Source organism: Shewanella aegiceratis (assembly GCF_019457495.1).
Classification (GTDB): domain Bacteria; phylum Pseudomonadota; class Gammaproteobacteria; order Enterobacterales; family Shewanellaceae; genus Shewanella; species Shewanella loihica.
Genome location: NZ_CP080416.1, coordinates 3,636,421 through 3,658,156, shown reverse-complemented (window position 1 = coordinate 3,658,156; position 21,736 = coordinate 3,636,421). Strand labels below are relative to the sequence as shown.

Annotated in this window: 16 protein-coding genes; 8 read left to right on the top strand and 8 right to left on the bottom strand. The window is 53.6% G+C overall.

All coding sequences use genetic code 11. The features are described 5' to 3' along the window. The first annotated feature begins 68 nt into the window (after positions 1-68). Together K0H80_RS15965 and K0H80_RS15960 are read left to right on the top strand one after the other, a co-directional pair. The gene (locus K0H80_RS15965) at positions 69-629 is read left to right on the top strand and encodes a hypothetical protein (RefSeq protein WP_220072229.1); all 561 of its coding nucleotides are present in this window, start codon (positions 69-71) and stop codon (positions 627-629) included. Continuing rightward, positions 626-3,583: a prolyl oligopeptidase family serine peptidase gene (locus K0H80_RS15960; protein WP_220072228.1), complete on the top strand. Its 2,958-nt coding sequence runs from the start codon at positions 626-628 to the stop codon at positions 3,581-3,583. Before K0H80_RS15965 ends, K0H80_RS15960 begins: the two co-directional genes overlap by 4 nt. An 84-nt stretch (positions 3,584-3,667) precedes the next feature. On the opposite strand, the gene K0H80_RS15955 is transcribed toward K0H80_RS15960, so the two are convergent. Beyond that, positions 3,668-5,050, bottom strand: coding sequence for a sigma-54-dependent transcriptional regulator (locus tag K0H80_RS15955; RefSeq protein WP_220072227.1), 1,383 nt, complete (start codon positions 5,048-5,050; stop codon positions 3,668-3,670). A gap of 9 nt (positions 5,051-5,059) precedes the next feature. Beyond that, entirely contained in the window at positions 5,060-7,024 is a 1,965-nt protein-coding gene (locus K0H80_RS15950; RefSeq protein WP_220058999.1) for an ATP-binding protein, read from the bottom strand. Between the two features lie 398 nt (positions 7,025-7,422). Here K0H80_RS15950 and K0H80_RS15945 point away from each other — a divergent pair, with 398 nt between their 5' ends. Further along, complete coding sequence (locus tag K0H80_RS15945; protein ID WP_011866908.1) at positions 7,423-9,213, top strand: flavocytochrome c; 1,791 nt, start codon at positions 7,423-7,425, stop codon at positions 9,211-9,213. Positions 9,214-9,678: 465 nt separating this feature from the next. On the opposite strand, the gene K0H80_RS15940 is transcribed toward K0H80_RS15945, so the two are convergent. Beyond that, on the bottom strand, positions 9,679-10,563 hold the full coding sequence (locus K0H80_RS15940; protein ID WP_220072226.1) for a DMT family transporter: 885 nt from the start codon (positions 10,561-10,563) through the stop codon (positions 9,679-9,681). A gap of 622 nt (positions 10,564-11,185) precedes the next feature. On the opposite strand from K0H80_RS15940, the gene K0H80_RS15935 reads away from it, so the two are divergent. Beyond that, positions 11,186-11,548 (top strand): hypothetical protein, encoded by a 363-nt coding sequence (locus K0H80_RS15935; RefSeq protein ID WP_220072225.1) that lies wholly within the window; start codon positions 11,186-11,188, stop codon positions 11,546-11,548. A 523-nt stretch (positions 11,549-12,071) separates the two neighbouring features. On the opposite strand, the gene K0H80_RS15930 is transcribed toward K0H80_RS15935, so the two are convergent. The 3 genes from K0H80_RS15930 to K0H80_RS15920 form a co-directional block, all read right to left on the bottom strand. After that, a complete protein-coding gene (locus K0H80_RS15930) occupies positions 12,072-13,247 on the bottom strand; it encodes a membrane dipeptidase (protein ID WP_220072224.1) in 1,176 nt (391 codons plus the stop codon). Positions 13,248-13,388: 141 nt separating this feature from the next. Then, positions 13,389-13,973: a TetR/AcrR family transcriptional regulator gene (locus K0H80_RS15925; RefSeq protein WP_220072223.1), complete on the bottom strand. Its 585-nt coding sequence runs from the start codon at positions 13,971-13,973 to the stop codon at positions 13,389-13,391. Between the two features lie 13 nt (positions 13,974-13,986). Beyond that, entirely contained in the window at positions 13,987-15,411 is a 1,425-nt protein-coding gene (locus K0H80_RS15920) for a coniferyl aldehyde dehydrogenase (RefSeq protein ID WP_220072222.1), read from the bottom strand. A gap of 262 nt (positions 15,412-15,673) precedes the next feature. On the opposite strand from K0H80_RS15920, the gene K0H80_RS15915 reads away from it, so the two are divergent. The 3 genes from K0H80_RS15915 to K0H80_RS15905 all read left to right on the top strand — a co-directional run bounded on the left by K0H80_RS15915 (position 15,674) and on the right by K0H80_RS15905 (position 17,397). Further along, positions 15,674-16,051 carry a SpoIIAA family protein gene (locus K0H80_RS15915; protein WP_220072221.1) on the top strand — a complete coding sequence of 126 codons (378 nt, stop codon included), beginning with the start codon at positions 15,674-15,676 and terminating at the stop codon, positions 16,049-16,051. A gap of 278 nt (positions 16,052-16,329) precedes the next feature. Next, entirely contained in the window at positions 16,330-16,761 is a 432-nt protein-coding gene (locus tag K0H80_RS15910; RefSeq protein WP_011866897.1) for a universal stress protein, read from the top strand. A 192-nt stretch (positions 16,762-16,953) separates the two neighbouring features. Further along, positions 16,954-17,397: a universal stress protein gene (locus K0H80_RS15905; protein WP_144202026.1), complete on the top strand. Its 444-nt coding sequence runs from the start codon at positions 16,954-16,956 to the stop codon at positions 17,395-17,397. A gap of 1 nt (position 17,398) precedes the next feature. Here the strand turns inward: K0H80_RS15905 and K0H80_RS15900 are convergent, their stop codons facing one another. Next, entirely contained in the window at positions 17,399-17,977 is a 579-nt protein-coding gene (locus K0H80_RS15900; RefSeq protein WP_220072220.1) for a TetR/AcrR family transcriptional regulator, read from the bottom strand. Between the two features lie 131 nt (positions 17,978-18,108). On the opposite strand from K0H80_RS15900, the gene K0H80_RS15895 reads away from it, so the two are divergent. Then, complete coding sequence (locus K0H80_RS15895; RefSeq protein WP_220043262.1) at positions 18,109-19,149, top strand: alkene reductase; 1,041 nt, start codon at positions 18,109-18,111, stop codon at positions 19,147-19,149. A 146-nt stretch (positions 19,150-19,295) separates the two neighbouring features. On the opposite strand, the gene K0H80_RS15890 is transcribed toward K0H80_RS15895, so the two are convergent. Next, the gene (locus tag K0H80_RS15890; RefSeq protein WP_220072219.1) at positions 19,296-21,467 is read right to left on the bottom strand and encodes a TonB-dependent siderophore receptor; all 2,172 of its coding nucleotides are present in this window, start codon (positions 21,465-21,467) and stop codon (positions 19,296-19,298) included. Between the last annotated feature and the right edge of the window lie 269 nt (positions 21,468-21,736).

Below are 21,736 nucleotides of genomic sequence, written 5' to 3'. Positions count from 1 at the left end.
CTTTATTACTAGAAAATGAGAAACGGTAATTAATCGTCGCTTGTAATAGATAGACGAAAGGGAATTCGATGAAACAATTCATGACATTATTACTCATCATAGTGGTGAGTACCCTCTCTGGCTGTGCCCAAAGGCTACAGTCCATTTCAAAAGATGTTGATAAAACCTTAGCTGAAAACAGTGGTTACCTGCTGATCGGTGTTGATACCAATTGGGGATTACACAGTATTCTTATCGGCGGTGATAACAAGCTGATGTTGACCGAGCGCGATCTTAAGTTTGGTAGTAATTATATATTGGTGGATGTGCCGGCCGGCCATTATCGAATCGAAGATGTGAAGTTTGGGCGCTACGTCTATATGGAGCTTGAGGAGGGCTACTGGGATTTTGAAGTCCGGCCGAATCAGGTGAGCTATGTGGGGGACTTGAACATAGAAATTCAGGGATTGTGGGAGATCACGTCGGCAGAGATTATCCTCGAAAATCGTTCAACCAAGGCTCTGCGCTTTCTCGAAACTTCTTTTCCTAACATTTTGCAGTCGCGTCAGGTGCGTTATTCAGGCCCTGGAAAAGATAACTTTCTCCAATTTGCAGAAGGCTTAAGCGAGTCGAAGGAGGCTGCACTATGAAGTATTTGATCGCCTTAGCGCTGTTAATCATTAGCCTTTCTACTCATGCGTTGCCTATCCCGGCTTCGACGCTTTATCGCTCTCCCATGATGTCCCACGTGACATTTACGCCTGATGGTAAGCATATCTCTGCACTTATCGTGGAGGAGGGCAAATCCTATATTTCACTTATCGATACTCGCGACAAGGAGTATCAACATATCGGCTCATTTGATAGCGATGAGCGACTGAGTGAATATAGTTGGATCAATGATGAGATGCTCTATATCCATTATGTAAAGCGTGGTGAATCTAGGCATGTGCTACTCAAGTTGTCAGAGAAGGAGGGAAAATTTACCTCTGAGTTGGTGTCGCTGCCAAACGATAGCTACCTGGTGGATCCGCTTGTTGATGAGCCCAACCATGTGCTTTTCGCCAAGAATCGCTATGACGGACGACTCAGCTACCAACTCTATAAACTGACCCTGACACAGCTGCTGGATAAGGATTTCGACAAGGCCAGCCTTGTCGAACAAAAACTTAAAGATGTAGCTTTTTTTGGTTGGGACAATATACGCAAAGCCTTGTTTGCCGTGACCGTTGATATTGAGGCGATGAAGGGAGAGGTGCTTTATCGAGAGTTGACAGATAGACGCTGGAAGCACCTGTTTGAGATCACAGATAAGAAGGTGCAATTTAGTCCCATTGGCTTTATCGGCGATGATAGGCTGGCGGTCTTGAGCAACGAAAACACAGATAAGATTGCGCTCTATGAATTTGATATTGCTAGCCAAAAGCTTGGTAAGCTTATCTATGAACATCCTAAGTATGATCTTGTCAGCGGACAGGTGAATAATGCCGGCAATGGCATAAGCTCGGTGACCTATGTTGAAAATGGCCAGCATGTTATCCAATTTCTCGATAGTGGTACGACAGAAGGCGACTCACTGATTAAGCATCATTTTAAGGGTAAAGAAGGGGTTGTTAGTGCCTATGCGCCTGATAACAAGCACCAAGTATTATTTGTCTATGCCTCAAATGACCCCGGTAGCTACTATCTCTATGACCAAGAGGCGAACAAAGTTGAGTTGTTGACTGAGCTGAATCCTGAACTGATGGCCTTTGACTTGTCTGAGACTCAGGTCTTTAGCGTAGAGAGTGTGCCCGGTGTTAACGTCGAAGGCTATCTCACCTTGCCTTATTCGCAGAGTCGTAATGGTGTCTTGCTTGTTATGCCCCATGGTGGACCTATCGGTATACGTGACTATAACTATTTCAACAACGATACACAGTATTTTGCCAGCCGTGGTTTTGCCGTATTAAGGGTGAACTTTCGCGGCTCTCAGGGATATGGCAAGTCTTTCTTAAATAGTGGTAAGGGCGAGTTTGGAAAGGCCATTGAGCAAGATATCACGGCAGCGGTTAATCGTGTCAGGAAACAATATCCCTTCCAGAAGATGTGCGCCATGGGGGCGAGTTATGGTGGCTATTCAGCATTGATGCTAGCCATTAGCCACCCCAAGGATTATCAATGCGCCGTAGGTGCCTATGGTGTCTATGATCTTCCGCTCCTATTCAACGGTAGCAATTACAAGGTCCTTGAGGAATATCGCAAGACAGTGAGTGAAATTGTCGGTGAGCTGAGTGACGACTTGTTGAGGTATTCCCCCGTCTATCTGGCCGATAAGATAGAGGCGCCAGTGTTGTTAATTGCCGGTAAAGAGGATCGAATCGCCGACTTTGAACACTCGCAACGTATGCAATATGTGCTCGAGAAACAAGGTAAGCGGGTCGAGCACCTTTATTATGACAAGACGGCGCACGGCCAGAATACTTGGTATTGGCAGCAACATGAAAATGCTTATGTGGCCGATTACTTGAAACGAACCTTGGTGCTGTCTGAATACCATGAGATGGCGGGAGTAAAACCTGACCTTGCACACCAGCTGGGCTATGACCTGGCTATCATCGCCGATGGCTATAACTTTGATAATAAAGTTAAAAATAGTCCTTCTCAGGCACTTGCCTATTATCATCAAGCCGCGTTAGCCGGCGATGGTCGCTCTGCTTATAACTACGGGGTTAAGCTGGTGCAAAAGGGCAAGCAGTTGCTTAAAGAGACTCAAGGGAAGCAGACCACAGAGCTGATGGGGGTCGATGACAGTCAGGAAGGCACACGTCTGGTGACGGATGGGATAAGCTGGGTAGAGATAGGTTCCTCCTTAGGTTATGCGTCGGCCAGTAATTGGCTCGGCTTGTTATACGATGAGGGCGAAGAGGTGACTCAGGATCTGGCCAAGGCGGTGGAGTTTTATAGCGCTGCTGTGGAGCAGGGTTATGATGCGCGATCTCAACTGAGGATGGGGAAAATATACTGCCTGGCCAAGGATGAGTTGAGAGATGTGAAGCGCTGCACCGAACTGCTTGCGCTCTCTAAGTTGGCGGACTTGCCGAAGAAAGATCAGAAAAATGCGGTGACTGACGATTCGCGTAAGTTGCTGCATTGGATAATAAGCCAGCTTTATACTTACGGACATTTTGATGCCAAAGAGATTCAGCTCATCCGGGATTTGGTTAAACAGGAGTATGGCGTCTCGGATGTTCAGGTGATGTTGGAGGGTGTTGAAGCCGGTGCAATTGAATACAGCCGTTATTACAAGAAGTATAGGATTTACGAGAAGCGTAAGCGTTTTGATGCCTCACCCAGCCTGGTGTTAGGAATGGTCTTCGAAGTTGAGCCGCAAAAAGGCGTGGATCAACGGAGCAAGGTCGCCTTTATCGCCAAGTGGACTAAAGAGGACGATAAGGGACGCAAAGAGATAGTGCAGACGAACTTCTTGTGGGGAAGCCAGGAGGACACATGGAGTACGCGTATCTCGTTTGACGACGATGAGCTGTTCAAGGGTAAATTGACAGTGGAATTATCTGATCTCAATAATAATTTGCTTGCGACTAAGACATTGGAGCTCCTTTAACTTATTCGCTTGAGAGTAAAAAGGGACGCTACGCGTCCCTTTTTTAATTGTTGTAGCTTCTAACCTCTCGATAGGCGACTTGGGTCAGTGCCCCTTGGTCAGGCGCCGGCTGAGGGCGCTCTGGCTGATCCCTAGCATCTGCGCGGCGGCGGTCTGGTTGTTGGCGGTGCGGCTCATGGCCTCATCGATCAAGGCCTGATTCATCTGTGCCAGGGTGGGCAGCGACTTAGGAAAGATGATGTAATCTCCGGGGGCGGCGTCCAGCGACTTATGCTCCTTTATCGCCTCCATGAAGGGGGAGATATTGAGGGTAACGCCGTCGCTGCGACTGACGGCATCGAACACCATCCCCTTGAGCTCGTTAAGGTTACCGGGAAAGTCGTAATCCAGCAGTTTAGCTGCCAGATCCCTGGGCTGCTGCGGCGCGCTCAGGGACATCTCCTCGGCGGCCTCGGCGATGAAGTGGTTGATCAGCATGGCGATGTCCAGCGGGCGCTCGGCCAGCCTAGGCAGCCTTATCTTGTGGGCGCGCAGGCGGTAGAGGAGATCGCTGCGAAACTCACCAGCCTTGTTGAGGGTCAGCAGATCGTCCTGGGTGGAGACCACAAACTTACACTTGATGGGGAAGCGGCTGTCGCTGCCCTGGGGCGAGTAGCTTCGGCTCTCAATAAGCTCCAGCAAGGTGATCTGGGCGCTCAGGGGCAGGGCGCCTATCTCGCTCAGGTAGAGCACACCACTGCCTGCCTGGTGTAACAGGCCGGTAACTGCATCGACCTCACCGTTTGGCTTATGACTCAGGCGGCCACACAGCTTAAGCTCGAAGGTGTCGCTGTTGATCCCCGCCAGGTTGAGGTTGACGAAGGGGTGCTCTGGACTGAATAGCTGATGGCAGGAGCGGGCAAACTCGCTCTTGCCGGTACCGCTCTCGCCGTGGATCAACAGGGGTTCTGGGCTGAAGGCGACGGCCTCGAGATAGCGAAATTGATCCAGCAGCGCCGGCTCACAGGTGAGTATGTTATTGAAGGCCTTGGGGTTGTCTAAGGTGCGGCTGAGAAAGCGCTCCTTGATATGCAGATAGTTGCGCTCAAGCCCCACCACCTCCAGCGCGCGGCGCACCGTATGGGCCAGGTCGCTGACATTGTCTGTCTTGATGAAGTAGTCATAGGCGCCATGCTTGATGCAGCGCACCGCGGTATCCACCTCGTTGACGCCCGTGACTATGATCACCCGGGTGTTGGGGTGTTCGGCGCGGATCATCCCCAGCAGTTCTTCACCTGAGTGGAAGGGCATGGTGAGATCCAGCAGCACCAGGGCATAGTCGCCCACCTGCAGGCGATTGAGTACCTGGCGACTGTCGACGCAGGTGTCTATCTCTGCCTCGGGCACCAGACGGTTGAGGGTCACCGCCAGGGTGCGCAGCCAGGAGGCCTCGTCATCGACCAATAGGATATTGCGTGCAAGTTTCATCTGTTGTTGCTACTCCTGAACCAAGGCAAAACTAAGTTGGATACGTGTGCCCTTACCGGGCGCCGAGTGTATCTGCATCTGACCCTGATGCTCTTTGATAATACGGCTGCAGACCGACAGGCCCAGGCCGCTGCCCCCCTCGGTGCGCCGGGTGGTGAAGAAGGGCTCTGTGATACGCTTGAGGGTGGCGCTGTCCATGCCGCAGCCATTGTCGTTGACCTTGATCAGGGCCCGCCCCTGATTCACCTGGGTGCTGATCTGAATGCTGCCTTCATGGGCCGCACAGGCATGACAGGCGTTTTGGATCAGGTTGATCAACACCTGATGCAGCTGCTGGGCATCCCCCATGATCCTCGGACTGGGGAGGTGTAGCAGCTTAGTCACCTGCCGGGTCTTGGTCTGGTTAGCGGTGAGACGCAGTGCCACCTCGACCACCTCATTGAGGCAGACTAGCGTATGATCTTGGGTGAGATTAGGTAGGGCGTAGCGCTTGAGATCGTTGACGATACGGCTGATGCGCTTGGCGGCCTCCTCTATGGTGTCGCTGCTCACCGCCATCTCCTCCATGGCCTGGCTGGGCGCGAGCCCGGCGATCTGCCAGAAGGGGTTCTGCTGCTGATAATAGTTGGCCGCCGGATTTAGGTCCTTGATGGCCGCCGAAAATAGCGAGATGGCGTGCAGGATCAGCCCAGTCGGGTTGTTGATCTCGTGGGCGATGCCGGCAGACAGCTCCCCAAGCGATGCTAAACGGCTGGCCTCTTCGTTGGCCTGACGCAGCTTGTGCTGCTCGGTGGATTCTTCCAGCAGCACCACCACCTGATCATTGGCGATGGGGTGGATCTGCAGCTGCCAATATTGCTCCTGATACATCATGTCGGCAATCAGCGACTTCTGCTCGTTGAGCACCTGCAGCACGGCCGGTCTGAGATCGAAGGCTTGGTCGTCTATGTAATGGAAGTCCTCAGAGATCAGCAGATGCACATTGTTGTCGTTACTCCACAGGCGTTGCAGCTCGCGGTTGACTATGGTCACGCCGTGGGGAATACCGTCCAATACCGACTGAAACTGCTTGGAGATGTTGGAGATCTCCGCCTCGACCCGGCGACGTTGAATGAGCTCGGCGTCCAGGGCCTTCTTACGTCTGCGCAGGCTGGCGCTGATGAAGCCGGTATAGATCATGCCGCTGGCCGAGACAATGGCCACCAGGATAGCCAGGGAGAACATGCGTTTCTCGGTGGAGGTCAGGTCCACCTTCTCGCGGCCGGTACCAAACCACTTGTTGACCAGGCGGTCATACTCTCCAGATAGCTTGAGCTGACGTAGGGCGTCGTTGATCTCCTGCATCAAGGCGGCCTTCTTGCCGTTGCAGACGAAGTTGAAGGCGCCATAGATGAGGGCATCACTCGAGCTGCGCACCGAAGGGTAGAGGGGCAGCAGGCGGCGGGCCACGAAGCTCTCGGCGATCACCACGTCGACCTCGCCCTCGATCAGCTGCTTAAACCCGGTCTCATACAGGTCGACATCCACACGGTTGAATTTCTGTGGGTAGCCCGACAGGTAGACGTCGACGAAGGCGCCCTTCTTGATGGCGACCCGCTTGCCCACCAGATCTGTCCAGCTGTTGATCAGCGCCTTGCCTTGCAGGGTATAGGCCTTGGCGTGGGTGGCGTAGATGGGATCGGACTGGCTGAGCTTGCGATCCAGATTTACCGGGCTGACCACGGCGATCACGTCGATGTCGCTGCCCGGATTGTGCACATCTTTCACCAGCTGTTGAAAGCTCTTACGGCGGATGATGATCCGTTTATCGGTCAGCTGGCCGATCCTGTGCATCAACTCTATGTTGAAACCCTGATCCACACCGTTGTTGCGCCACTCCAGCGGCGCAGTTTTCGAGTGGACGCCAAAGACGATACTCTCCTGCGATAGTGCGGGAAAGCTGAAGAAGATTAGGCAGAGCAGTAAGCGTTTCATGCTGAAATACTACAATTTTCCGCAGCAATAAACTGTGCTGTATTACGCGAATTAGCGATTTCTTATCTAACCCAACCCCAGTGGGAATGCTGCGTGACCGGGATCTCACAAGGCTATGCATTTTTGCATATACCTCTTTGTGATTATGCATACTTGCATAGGCGATCTTGAGGGCTGTGATTGAGGTGTCATTTCTGAAGCCTAAAGCGGTGGCGCGATTGCTGGCTTCTCTTTCCTGGTTAATTATTTAGTTGAGCGATAGTGAAAGCCCGAGGTACTCATCAATACCGGTTAAGGCTTTCTTCTAAAGTGAAGTGTGAACCACTTTAATCTAAATATAATGTAAGTGCTTCTAAATTCAGCGGGTTAAACCTGTAAGTTTAGAAGGGGGAGCAAAGATGAAAAAGATGAAACTTGCGGTTTGTCTAGCCACCTTGATGGGCACAGCCGGATTCATGGGCAACGCCATGGCAGCCGACAACTTGGCTGATTTCCACGCCCAAAACCAAGAGTGTGATAGCTGTCACCAAGCAGACGGTGAGCTATCAAACGACAGCCTGACCTATGAAAATGCTCAGTGTGTTTCTTGTCACGGTACCCTAGCGGAAGTGGCTGAAAGCACTAAGCATGAACACTACAACGCCCACGATTCTCACTTCCCTGGTGATGTTTCTTGTACTTCTTGCCACAGCGCACACGAAAAATCTATGGTCTACTGTGACTCTTGCCATAGCTTCGATTTCAACATGCCTTATGCCAAGAAGTGGGAACGTCACGAGCCAACTATCGCCGAACTGGCGAAAGACAAGGCAGAACGTCAAGCGGCTCTTGCTAGCGCACCTCGCGATACCGTTGACGTAGTGGTTGTAGGTTCAGGCGGCGCAGGTTTCTCTGCCGCAGTATCGGCCCACGATAATGGCGCTAAAGTGATTCTGATCGAGAAAGAGCCGGTTATCGGCGGTAACGCCAAGTTGGCGGCCGGTGGTATGAACGCCGCTTGGACCGATCAGCAAAAAGCGAAAAACATCAAAGATGACCCAGAGATCATGTTTAAAGACACCATGAAAGGTGGTCGTAACATCAACGATCCTGAGTTGGTTAAGATCCTTTCTTCTCACTCAAAAGGCTCTGTCGACTGGATGACTGGCATGGGCGCCGATCTAAGCGACGTAGGTCGTATGGGTGGTGCTTCTGTTAACCGTTCACACCGTCCTACAGGTGGTGCTGGTGTTGGCGCACACGTGGTACAGGTGCTTTACGATAACGCGGTTAAGCGCAACATCGACATCCGCATGAACACTCGCGGTGTTGAGATCCTCAAAGACGACAGCGGTAAGGTGAAAGGTATCCTGGTTAAGGGTATGTACAAGGGTTACTACTGGGTGAAAGCCGATGCAGTGATTCTGGCTACCGGTGGTTTTGCTAAGAACAACGAACGCGTGTCTAAGCTGGATCCTAAGCTGAAAGGCTTCGTATCGACTAACCAACCAGGTGCAGTCGGTGATGGTATCGACGTAGCAGCAAACGCTGGCGCGGCGATGAAAGATCTTGAATACATCCAGGCTCACCCAACCCTATCTGTTAAAGGTGGTGTGATGGTGACCGAAGCGGTTCGTGGTAACGGCGCTATCCTGGTTAACCGTGAAGGTAAGCGTTTCGTCAACGAGATCACCACTCGTGACAAGGCGGCTGCGGCAATCCTTCAGCAAACCGGTAAGTCTGCTTACTTGATCTTCGATGATTCAGTACGTAAGTCACTGAAGAAGATCGACAAGTATATCGGCCTGGGTGTAGCACCTAGCGCAGATAGCCTGGAGAAACTAGGTAAGCTGGAAGGTATCGATGGCAAGGCGTTGACCGAGACTGTAGCTCGTTACAACAGCTTCGTGACCAGCGGTAAAGATGCCGATTTCGAGCGTCCTAACCTGCCACGCGCACTGAACGAAGGTAACTACTATGCCATCGAAGTGACTCCTGGTGTTCACCACACCATGGGCGGCGTGATGATCGATACTAAGGCCGAGGTAATGGATGCCAAGAAACAGGTGATTCCAGGCCTATACGGCGCGGGTGAAGTAACAGGTGGTGTTCACGGTGCAAACCGTCTTGGTGGTAACGCTATCTCTGACATCATCACCTTTGGTCGCCTAGCCGGTGAACAAGCCGCTGATTACGCTAAGAAACACTAATATTTCTTAATCAATATCAACCGGTTACTAACATAGTTAACACTCCAAAAGGTGGCTAGGAAGCCACCGCTGAAAGCCACGGCAATTGCCGTGGCTTTTTTGTATAGGGACTTACGTTTATGGGGAAGTTATCCCCGGTGGCCAGGGAAGGCCAAAGAGGGGATTTGTGTCAGGAACACTTATCTCAAGGGTCTGAGATGGACGGCTTTTGTATCGCCAGTTCACTGTCAGTCGAATCTTGGCTGTTACCTATCGCCTGCCCGGCGGGGATAGTGCAAACACTATTTTGGCACGCCACGAGCACATCCCTGTGGGCTCTACGAAATCATCCCTGATTTCGAAGGCCAAAATTGTGTTTACACTGGGTGTCCAACATATCTTCGATTTGACTTCAATTCTTGTTATGAAGGTTTCTTACTTTGCTCTTTTGGGAATCGACTAGGGGATAGTGCAAACACTATTTTTTTACCGCTTCTTCGAGTTGACTTCATTTGTGGATCCATGGCCTTGTTTACTCATGACAAACAGGGCGATGCCGCCGAGTACGGCGATGGAGGCAAACAGGAGTCTGCTTGTTAATGCCTCGCCGATCCAGATGAAGCCTCCGAAGGCGGCAATAATCGGCACACTGAGCTGCACGGTCGCGGCGGTGACGGCAGAAAGCGAGGGCAGGACTAAATACCATAGGGCGTAGCCCAGCCCCGAGGCGAGGGCGCCTGAGGCGACGGCGAAGCCAATCCCGGTGGCGCTGATCGTATCAGAGTGGACGAGCAGGGCAAAAGGCACCAGGGCCATGGGCACTGCGCGAATAAAATTTCCCGCCGTGGCCAGGGTTGGACGCTTAGTGCCTCTGCCGAGCAGGGAGTAGATGCCCCAGGAAACCCCGGCGATTATCATCAGCACAGCGCCAATTAAGGGTGGAGCACTCACCCCCGGCAGCAGTAACCATACCAATCCCGCTCCAGCCAGCAGGGCTCCTACCATCTGTTTTCGATTTATCCGCTCGCCCGACCATAAACCGTAGAGGATCATGGTGATCTGCACCGCACCGAACAGTAACAAGGCTCCCGTGCCGGCGCTTAGGCTGTTGTAGGCAAAAGAGAATGCGACCGCGTAACCAAATAGCGCCGTTGCCGAGAGCCAGTTGCCGCCAAGGCCACCGGCGCGAATTTGAGGTGATACCAGTATCCCCAACATTAGTGAGCCGGAAGTGATACGTATCAGGGTGAAACTGGCCGCGCCGATACTGCCCGAAGCCAGTGCCTCACGGCAGAAGAGTGAATTGGCCGCGAATGCCAGCATGGTGACTGAGGTGAGAATGACCAGGCGTAGCCAGGATGGTTTGGGCATGCTAAACCTTCTGCGTTGAATCTCTTAGCGATATTAGTTTCAGTGTATCGTGGGATTGGTTGTTTGCCATGGTGGTTAAGGGGTTAATGCTTTGGCATTTCACGGTATGTGAGTTTATAGGGGGAATTGAAGGTCGTACCTTCATTGCTACCTAACGCCTGCCCGGCGGGTGCTGTACATGGAAGTACGAATGTCGTGATCACAGGGATATGAGAGAACGACGTAAGTGCAGATACGCCCGTGACACGCTGTTCACCATCCCTGGCCGCTCTGCGGTTTCATCCCTGAAACCGAAGGTCACTGGCGTATCTACACTCGGTATTCAACGTCTCTTCGATTTGACTGCATTTGTTGCTGATAGATAGGAGAACTTAGTGCATCTTTGCCACTTTGTTTTCTATAGGCGGTAAACCGAGTGAATGAAAAAATCATTAATTTCATGCGTTTAAATTTAAGCTCGCTAGGTGGGAAGTTTGGAAAACGCGTATGCGAGTTTCTCTGGATGGTGTATTTAATGAAAAGCTGATAGGTTTTAATTAATGCAGTAAGTTAAGTGTGCGGATGTGGGTGCGCTTAATGCGGTAAATGTGCATGCTCTCTAATGAAATGTTAAGTTAAATATATGGAACTATACATAATCGGCGCACTTGCATTGGCATTGATCTACCTAGACTTGATGGCTATTTATTATGCTATAAAGTCAGATGTCTTTGAGCCTTTCCAAATAATATTCCAAACACTATTTGTTATTTTTATTCCCTTCGTTGGGGCTTTGATCGTTTTAAATGTTGCACTATCACAAATCAGATCAACTGCTTCAAATGTTGAGGTGCAGCAAACTAAACCTAGGTTTTTTGAACTATTATTTTTGTCATCTGTGATTGCCTCTCATAGCAATAGTTCTGGTTTATCTGACGACGGTAGCAGCGGCAGTGATTTCGGTGGCTTCGATGGCGGAGGAGATGGTGGTGGCGGTGATGCTTAATAAACTCACATATAATTAATCACTTAACTGGCGCTCAAACGGATTCGGCAAACTGTAACGCTTTTTGTATCAATAAGCCCGCCAGTTCATGTTTCCTTTTAGTTTTATGTTAAATCCAGAGAATCATTAATCCGAATTGACGGGACAGAGCCCAAGTAGCTAGCTCATTTTTGTCCAGAAGTTTTCCATTAAGGTCAAATCGAAGAGATGGATAACTGGGTGTAGATACGCCGGTGAGCTTCCGAAACAGGGATGTTTCGGCAGAGCCTACAGGGAGCGTACTCGCGGCGTCTCATAGGCGTATCTGCACAGTAGGTCGCTCATTCACATCCATGTGATCACGACATTGGTGCCTCCATGCACTGCACCTGCCGCAGGCAATTGATACACCATGCTGTCTTGGTTAAAGGATGCCTTTCATATACGAAATCGGGTAGATGTTCTAAAAGGAAACTTTAAGAAAGCGTCATTAGGCTGGCCGTTAACCAGCCTAGGTAAGAGTAACCAGCCTGGGTCAGAGGGACTAGCCTAGTACCTCGGTCAACACCCGCTGCCAGTTCCCGCCCATAATCTTGGCGCGATCGCCGCTGCTAAATCCGGCGTGGGATAGGGCGGTGTCGATGCGCTCCATGCGCTCGATATGGTTAAGTGCGGGGATCACCACGTGCTGAGGTTCGTGGTCGAAGCCGAGTACACCCCGTGCCTGCAGGCTGTGCCACCACTCGATATATTGTTTCACCCCTTCGGCGTTGTCGTTGCCGAGTTCCAAGAGTTTCTCGTGGCCCCGCAGCGGGTAGTCGTTGGCAATCGCCACGGCATCTATGCCGCCGACATTGGCCACATGCTTGAGCTGGGCCAGGTAGTGGTCTGTGGTGGGCGTGTGCTCAGTGGTCAGCCAGAAGGTCATCATGAAGACGCCGAACAAGCCGCCGGTGTCGGCGATCACCTTGATCACCTCATCGGGTGAGCAGCGGGCGTGATTGACGATGGCGCGCACGGCGCCGTGGCTCTGCACTATGGGCACGCGGCTGGCCTTGGCGCTGTCCAGCGCCGACTGAGGGCTGGAGTGGCTGACATCGATCAGCATCCGCTTGCTGTTGAGCTTGTGGATCAGCTGATGGCCGGCCTTGGTAAGCGGCAGGTTGAGCCCCTGCTTGCCGTCGTTGTCTAGGGCGCCGCCGCTAAACTGGTTGCCATAGTGGTGGGTAAGCTGCAGTACCCTTAGGCCGCGTTCATAAAACTCATCCACCTGATTAAGGTCTTGATTTATGCTCTGCTCGACGCAGTCGGCGCCTTGGATCTGGAAGAAGACGGCGGTGCGGCCGCTGTCATGGGCCGTTTGTATATCCTTGGCGCTGAGCCCCAGCAGTAGCTTGTCTGGGTTGGCGTTTACCCTGGTCAGGGCCTCGCCGATACTCTTGACGCAGGCGTTATAGGTGCGTTTGTAGTTGGTGGTGCCATCGGCCTGTTCTATGGCCTCGATGGCTGAGATATCACACAGGTAGGCATCAAGCTTTGAGGCGCCGAGATCGGCTAAGTCCTCCGGCAAAAAGGAGAGGCCGTCGATATAGAGGGGCTTAGTATTCCCCTTACCCAAGGCATTCGTGTTGGCAAACACATTAGCGGCGGGCAGTTGGCTGAGCATGCCTGCGGCGGCTAATGCCTTGATCAGTTGACGCCGGGTGACTTGAATGGCCATGGGACTCCTTGTTTTTGTTATTTTTATCTTTGCTGGACGGCTTAATAGCCATCGAGTGTATCACCAAAGCCGAGGGGGCGACCAGCGAGGCGTGGCGAATGCAGCACCTTTAGGACTGAAGCATTAGACCTAGACCTATATCTAGACTTTGGCCATGGCATTCCAGAAGAGGGCGAAGCTGGCGCTGCGCTCATGCGCTTGTTGCCAACGCTCAGGGTGGTCGACAAAGTAGCGGGTGGCGGCCAGGTATTGGCCGTGGCAGTTGTCTTGCATCAGCTCGATGGGGTACTCGGCCAGCTCGCCGCTTGCCTGGCCCTTGCGGATCAATTCGGCGATAAAGCCTAGGATGCCGTGCATCGCCTGATCCCGCACCGACTGCTCGACGTTGGGTGACATGGAATAGAGCTGAAAAAACGCCTGCTTGAGCGGATTGGCCATGGCCCAGGTCAGCGCCGCAAACCAGAGCTGCTCGGCATCTTGCTTGAGGCTGCCATTCTTGCTTGCCCCCGCTTGTATGGCGTCGGCAAATTCTTGCTTAACGCCGAGAAACAGCTGCTCGAGCAGCTGCTCCTTAGAGGGGAAATGGTGAAACAGGGTACCTGTCGCGACCCCTGCCTCGCGGGCGATGGTGGCCGTGCTGGTACCGTGAAAGCCCTGGCTGACGAACAGCTGCAGGGCGGTCTCTAAGATGGCCTGTTTCTTGGTGCGTTTGCTGCTTACTGTCATCTGAATCTGCCCGTTAGCGTAAAAACAGCTTCATCAGCAGCTGCTGAATCCCATTGCCATAGGGAGGATGCACCAGCTTGCCGGTGTTGAGCTTGCCACGGCTCAATATGGTCTTGGCGTGGCTCATGGTGAGGAAGCCTTCCTTGCCATGGTAGTGGCCCATGCCTGAAGGGCCAATGCCGCCGAAGGGGGCATCGTCCGCTGCCACATGGAACACGGTTTCGTTGATGCAGACACCACCCGAGTGGGTCTGCTCTAGCAGTCGCTGCTGAGTCCCCGCATCGAAGCTCATGATATAGAGAGCCAGCGGGCGAGGGCGGTCGTTCACATAGTCGATCGCCTGCTCCAGGCTGTCATATTCGACGATGGGCAGCAGTGGGCCGAAGATCTCCTCCTGCATCACCTTCATCTGCTCGTTAACCCCGGTTATCAGCTGCACCGGCAGCTTGCGGCTGTCTGGCGCCATGGTTTCATTGCTGGTGGGGGTCACCTGGGCGCCCAGGTCGATGGCGTCTTGCAGCACCGCCTGCAGGCGATCGAACTGACGCTGATTGATGATGGCGCCGTAGTCTGGGTTCTGGCCAATTTCGCCGTACATCTGCTTGAATCTGTTAATGAAGGCCTGCACGAAGGCCTGGCTCTGGCCCTTGGGCAGCAGCACATAGTCGGGGGCGACGCAGATCTGCCCGGCGTTGAGGCATTTGCCGTAGATCATTCGCTCCACGGCGGTATCGAGCGGCATGTCTGGCGCTATGATCACCGGCGACTTGCCGCCGAGCTCCAGGGTGACCGGGGTGAGGTTGTCGGCGGCGGCGCGCATCACATGGCGGCCAACAGTGGTTGAGCCGGTAAACAGCAGATGATCGAAGGGTAGCGCCGAGAAGGCGGCGGCGACCTCGGCCTCGCCTTCGACGACAGCCACCTGGGTCTCATCGAACAGGGCGGCCAGCATCTGCCTCAGCACCCTGTTGGTCTCTGGGGTAAATTCAGACAACTTGATCATGGCGCGGTTGCCGGCGGCCAGGGCGGTGATCAAGGGACCGATGGAGAGCATCACGGGGAAGTTCCACGGCACTATGATGCCGACAACACCCAGAGGCTGATACTGCACCTGCACCTTGGCGGGCGCCAGTAAGATACCCGCGTGGCGACGGCTCGGCTTCATCCAGCCCTTGAGCTTCTTCAGGGTGTAGTTGATGTTGTTGACGCAGGGCATGATGTCGGAGATGCGGCTGTCATCAGGAGATCTGTGGCCATAGTCGGCATTGAGGGCCTCGACGATCGCCTGCTGATGGCTCAGCAGCGCCTGCTTGAGGGCGATAAGCTGGGCCTCGCGTTGCTGCCTCGAAGGGGCGCCTTGCTCACGGAAGCTGGCCTTCTGCCTGGCCAGCAATTGGTTGAGGCCTTGGCCGACATCTAGGTTTGCGGGCATGTTCATTGTGCTTATCCTTACTCGTTAGGGGCGCCTGTCTATCTCAGTTCAACGCCGCATATTCACCTTTGTTAGCTGGCCTATGAGGCGAGGTCTGTGGGCCAACCTTAAAAACCGACTGATTAGTCGGTCTAATATTAGGGTGTGAAACGGCCTAGGTCAAATATTGTTCGATAGCGGTAAAGAGTGTGATCTGGATCAAGCGGGTGGAGGGGCTGGAAACCTAAAATGAAATAGGCCCTTTTAGCTTGGATTACAGGAGCTTGATATGAGCAGCAATCTACATGGTATCGCCATAGGCATAGAGCGCAGTCAGGATGATTTCTACCTCGCCTTCAAGGCCGTCGGCAAGTTGACCCACGAAGACTATGAGCAGATGACGCCGCTGTTGGAGTCAGCCCTGGCGGGCATCGAGGCGCCTGAAATCGTCGCCCTCATCGACATCATAGAGCTCGATGGCCTGTCGCTGCATGCGGCCTGGGACGACCTTAAGCTGGGCTTGAAACATGGCAAGGAGTTTAAGCGGGTGGCCATCATAGGTCAGGGGGACCTACAGGAGTGGGCGACCCGGGTGGCGAACTGGTTCACCCCTGGGGAGTTTAAGTTTTTCGAGGATAAACGCGATGCACTCGATTGGCTGTGTTAATGGCTAGCTCATTGTTTATCGTCAGTAAAGGTTTTGAGTACTGATTTGAGCACTGGTTATGAGTATTAGCCGCGGTTTTGGGGATTTGGCGAGCTTTTGAGGATTAGCCGTGGTTTTTAATATTAGTGGCGATTTTTAGCCGCTTTCACCGGCGCAACTAAGGGCCTGCATCAGCGCAGAGATAAGCGGAAAAAGCCCTGCCAGCTAAGCGATTTCTGTCAAGCCTGTGTCACTTTTATCCGCTATGCTTAAAGAAAGCGAATGGTAAGGAGTAACAGATGAGAAATGGTCAAATTTTATGCCCGACAGATTTTTCTGAAACGGCTTCCCATGCCCTCTCTTATGCCATCGAGATGGCCAACCTGTATCAGGTGGGATTTCGCTTACTTCATGTGGTCGAGCAGCCCATGGGGGATGAGAATTTTCAGATCCTCGCCATCACGCCGGAGGAGCTCGCCCAGTCCATGGAAGATGCCGCCGCCGAGAAGATGAAATCCCTGCTGGCCAAGCTCGATAGCAATCTGCCCATCGAGACCATGATACGTCGCGGCGACGCGGTGACCGAGATCTTAGCCGAGGCCGAAGAGAGCCATGTCGGCATGATAGTGATCGCCAGCCATGGCCGTAAAGGCTTGTCTCATTTTCTGCATACTAATGTGGCAGAGGCGGTGGCGAACCGCGCCAAGTGCCCGGTGCTGGTGGTCAAGTAGTCCGGGGCGAAGGTCCTGGTTTATAAGCCCGTCGTCGGTCAATAGTTTGTCGAGAATGGCTTTTGAGAATGCCTGTCGAGAATGCCTGTCGAAATTGATTGTCGCGAACGGCTATTGAAAACAGCTGACGACGCAGCTTAGTTTTTGCATTTGTAACAGAGGGATACGAGCGCCTGAACTGAGGAGGTGAATATGCGTACCCGTCAAATATTGTGCCCAACGGATTTTTCCGAGACGGCCTCTCACGCCCTGGGCTATGCCATCGAGATGGCGACCCTGTATGGCGTGGATCTGCGTATCGTTCATGTGGTGAGTGAACCCTACGGCGCCCATAACTATGGGATAGTGGTGGAGAGTAACGAGGAGCTGGAGCAGCACCTGCATGCCTATGCCAACGGTAAGCTGGGCGAGATTGTCAGGGACGCACAGATTAGAATGCCGCCCCATCTCAAGGTGCACAGCGAGGTGCGTACCGGCGGTGTGTTAGGTCAGATATTGCTCGATGCCGAAGAGAATGATGTGGGCATGATAGTGGTCGCCAGCCATGGTCATACCGGGCTCGCCCACCTGTTGAATCCGAGCGTGGCCGAGGAGCTGGCCAATAAGGCCAAGTGCCCCGTGATGGTGGTGAAATAGCCTAGCCGCGGCAGGTGTCGTGATAGAGCTGGTCCGCCAGGGCGTGCAATACCTCTGGCGCTGGCTTGGTATGGGCAAAGGTTCTGAGCCCAAAGATCCCCATAACGAAATAGCGCGCCAGATGAGCGGCATCTCCCTTAAGTTCTCCCCTGTCGACGGCCCGTTCAAACTGGGTCGTCAGCGCCTGCTGCCAACTCTCTAGATGCGATTGCACAGCGTCTCTTATCATCTCATCTTGCTCGGCCACCTCGTTGAGCGCCTTGGTCAGCAGGCAGGCCTTGGGCGTATCCTTGCACTGACACTCATCGACTATGCCGGCCAGATACTGCTTAAGCTGCTCGGGGAAGGGGAGCGCCGAGCCGAAACAGGCCGTTAGCTCGGCTTGCCTGTCCTGCCCATATTGTTCTATCACCGCCAGCAGGAGGCCGCGCTTGTTGTCGAAGGCGCAGTAGATGGAGCCAGGGTGTAACCCAGTGGCCTTGGTGAGATCTTGCATGCTGGTCTTGGCGTAGCCCTTGTCGATAAAGGCTTTCATGGCCTGTCTCAGTACCTGCTGGCGATCAAATTCGGCGTTGCGCATCTTACTCTTTGGCTGCTTGTTGGGGCGATAAATGGGATTGTACTCAATTTTGAATGAACGTTCAAAAAAGATCTTGAATCCTTTTTTGACTGAGAGTATCTTGAACGCTCATTCAAGAAAGAGAGCCGATTATGACCGCCGATCTGTTTCAGCCTTATGCGCTAAATGCCAGTATTACCCTTAACAACAAGATCCTGATGGCGCCACTTACCCGCTGTCAGGCAGACGATGACCTGGTGCCAACCCAGGCGATGGCGGACTACTATGCTCGCCGCGCCGATGCCGGGCTTATCATCTCTGAGGCGGTGATCATTCGTCCCGATGGTCAGGGTTACCCGAATACCCCGGGCCTGTTTACCCCAGAGCAGATCCAGGGTTGGCAGCGCGTGACCAGCGCCGTGCATGCCAAGGGTGGCAAGATCTTCGCCCAGTTATGGCACACAGGCCGGGTGGCACACTCGCACTTCTTCGGTGGCCAGACGGTAGCGCCGTCGGCGGTGAAGATTGAAGGCACAGTGCCGCGTCAGCGTGAGTTGGCCTATGAGACCCCTAAGGCGTTGACCACAGATGAGATAGCACAGTTGGTGGCCGACTATTCCCAGGCGGCGGCCAATGCCATAGACGCCGGTTTCGACGGCGTCGAGATCCACGGTGCCAATGCCTACCTCATCGATCAGTTCCTGCACCATGACAGCAACCGCCGCGATGATGAGTTTGGTGGCACACCGGAGAATATGGCGCGCTTCCCGCTGGCCGTGGTGGACGCTATCGTTAATCGTATCGGTAATGAGCGCACCGCACTGCGAGTGTCGCCGGGCGCCTATGTCAACATGCAGGGCGACAGCCGGGATCGCGCCGTGTTCGATTATTTCTTAGAGCAGCTGGAGTCTCGCAAGCTGGCCTACCTGCATGTGGGGATCTTCGATGATGCCCTGACTTTCGAGTATCTCGGCGGGCGAGTGTCTGACTATGTGCGTGGCCATTATAGCCAGACCTTGGTAGGTGTCGGCAGTTACAGCGCCGAGACGGGGGCCCAGGCCATCGCAGATGGTCGCTTCGACCTGCTGGCGATTGGTCGCCCCTTCATCGCTAACCCAGACTATGTGGTCAGGGTGCGCGACAGACAGCCGCTGGTGACTTACTCAGATGAGATGTTGGCCGAGCTGGTTTAATCGCAATGCTCGTTTTTAGCATTGGCCTTCAAGCCTAGCCTTTCAAGCCTTTGCTTAGGATGAGACAAATAATAGAGACAAATAAGAAAGGGCATATAGCGTCGGCGATATGCCCTTTTTAATGTCTGTTAGCGTTCAGCTCAAGCTTAGAGCTTCCAGGTAATGGTAGCGCTGTAGTTCGCCGGGGCGCCGTAGAAGGCCTGGGCCCAATAGAGACTGTTGAGGTATTTCTCGTCGGTCACATTGTTGGCGTTGAGGCTTAGCTGCAGATTGTCATTAAACTGATAGCGGGCCATGAGATCGACGATGGCATAGGCGTCCTGGCGGGTGATGATCGCCTCGCCCGCATTGGCAAAGCCGTCGCCAACCACGCCCTGATCGCGATAGATATCATCCTGCCAGCGCATGTTCATCCCCACAGAGAGGCCTTCGATGGCGGCCACGTCATAGGTGGCGGCAAACTTCAGCAGGCGACTCGGGGTGTAGGCGGCGACTATCTTGGCGTTGTCGTCATTGCCATCGATATCGAAGTCGGTGAAGCCCAGGCTCAGGTTGAGGCCGTCGAACACCTCACCCGCCACCTCAAACTCATACCCCTTGCTGTTGATGCCATCGGCACCTATGTAGCGCTGGTCGGTCGGCGGCAGATCGGCGGTGCGGGGATCGGGCACCGCCAGGTTGACCTGCTGAATATCGAAGTAGGCCAGGCTGGCGATCAGGCGGCCGTCGAACAGCTCGCTTTTGAAGCCTATCTCCTTGCTTTCACCCGTCACGGGGGCCAGCAGATTGTCGTCGATATCCATCTCGGTTTGCGACTTGAAGGTTTCGGTATAGCTGGCGTAGGCCACAAGCTCAGGGGTGATGCGATAGACGGCGCCCAAGTAAGGAATGAACTGGCTATCTTCCACGTCTTGTACCTTGTCGTAGGAGATGCCTTCGGCCTGCCACTTGTTGAAGCGGCCGCCGGCGATGAAGTGGAAACCGTCGAACAGGTTAAAACGACCCGTGAAGTAGGCGGCCTGCTGCTTGGCGCTGACGTCGCTGCCTCGTGGGCTGTCGGCAAACACTGGCTTAGGCGTGTTGCCATCCCAGTCGTTGAGATCCGGCATGGCCGGGAAGCCGTTGCCTGTGGTGTAGTCGTATAGCGAGGTGTCGATATAGTCCACCTTGGCGTAGTTCACCCCGGCCACTAGTTGATGGTCGCGGCCAAACAGGCTGAACTCGCCGTCGACATAGAGATCCACCAGATCATGGCTCTCATCCAGATCGTATTCGCTGCCATAGCCTGTAAGGCCAAGGCCCGTCTCTCTGTCGGGTGTGCCGTAGACATAGAAGAGTTCGGTATCTTCATCCGTGCTCTTGTGGGAGTAGGTGGCACGCAGGCGCCAATCGTCGGCGAAGTAGTGGCTCAGCTCCACCACTGTGTTGTTCTTGATCACCTGCCAGTTCGACCAGTTGGCCGAGGTGTTGGTGGATCTGTCGTAGTTGGTTGGGCTGCCGTCTGTGTAGTAGAGCGGCAGGGCGCCCCAGTTGTTGCCAGTGGCATCGTTGTTGATGTAGCTGTGGCTGACCGACAGGCTGGTGTCGTCGCTCAGGTTAGCCTCGATGAAGGCATATAGCACGCTCTTGTCTGTCTCGTAGCGATCGAGGTAGGAGTCCTTCTGCTGTTTTACCGCCACCACGCGGGCGGCAAAGGTGTCGTTGAGGCGGCCACTGGCATCGGCCTCGACCCTGGCGTTGTTGAAGCTACCATAGCTGGCCTGGAGCTTGAGTTGATTGTCAGAGGTCGGACGCTTACGAATGAAGTTGACCGTGGCCGAGGGATTACCCACACCTGTCATCAGGCCGTTGGCGCCGCGGATCACCTCGATGCGATCATAGATTGCGGTGTCTTCGTCGGCATGGTTGTTGCCCGAGGTCAGTGGCAGGCCGACCCCGTCGATCTGGAAGTTGGTGATGTCGAAGCCGCGGGCCGTGTAGTAGGTGCGGTCCGTCTCGATGCGCTCGACATTGATGCCGGTGGCGCTGTCCAGCGCGCTGTTGATGTCGTTGAGCTGGAAGTCGTCCAGCTGAGCATCTGTGATCACAGACACCGACTGTGGAATATCTATGATGGCCAAGTCCAGGCGCGAGGCGCCGCCGACCGAGTGGGCATTGTAGCCCTGCACATAGCGGCCGCGAACCTCGATCTTCTCGATATTCTGGTTGTCCTGTTGGCTGTCATTGTCGAGTTGAGCAGTTTGATTCTCTGCGTGGCCTGGCATAGTCGCCATGCTCAGGGCGCAGAAGATAGCGAGCGAAATAGGCTTAAGTTTCATGATCTGTCGTCATCTTAGCAAAAGAAGAATAGTGAGGAGCGGTGCAAGACCGCTGGGGACTTGGCACGCCAACCAAATTTACGCAACAAAGGATATACAAAAAAAGCAGGATTTTAAATGGGAATGGTTATCATTTACTTTTGTGTCGAATGTAAAGAAAAAGACTGATTTTTCAGGCCTGGCGGCCGCTTCGGCCTTTGCATTAGCAAGTTCGTCGGCTTTTTCTATACTCAGTGGTGTGAACTGGATCAGATTTTTAAGGTGAGGCA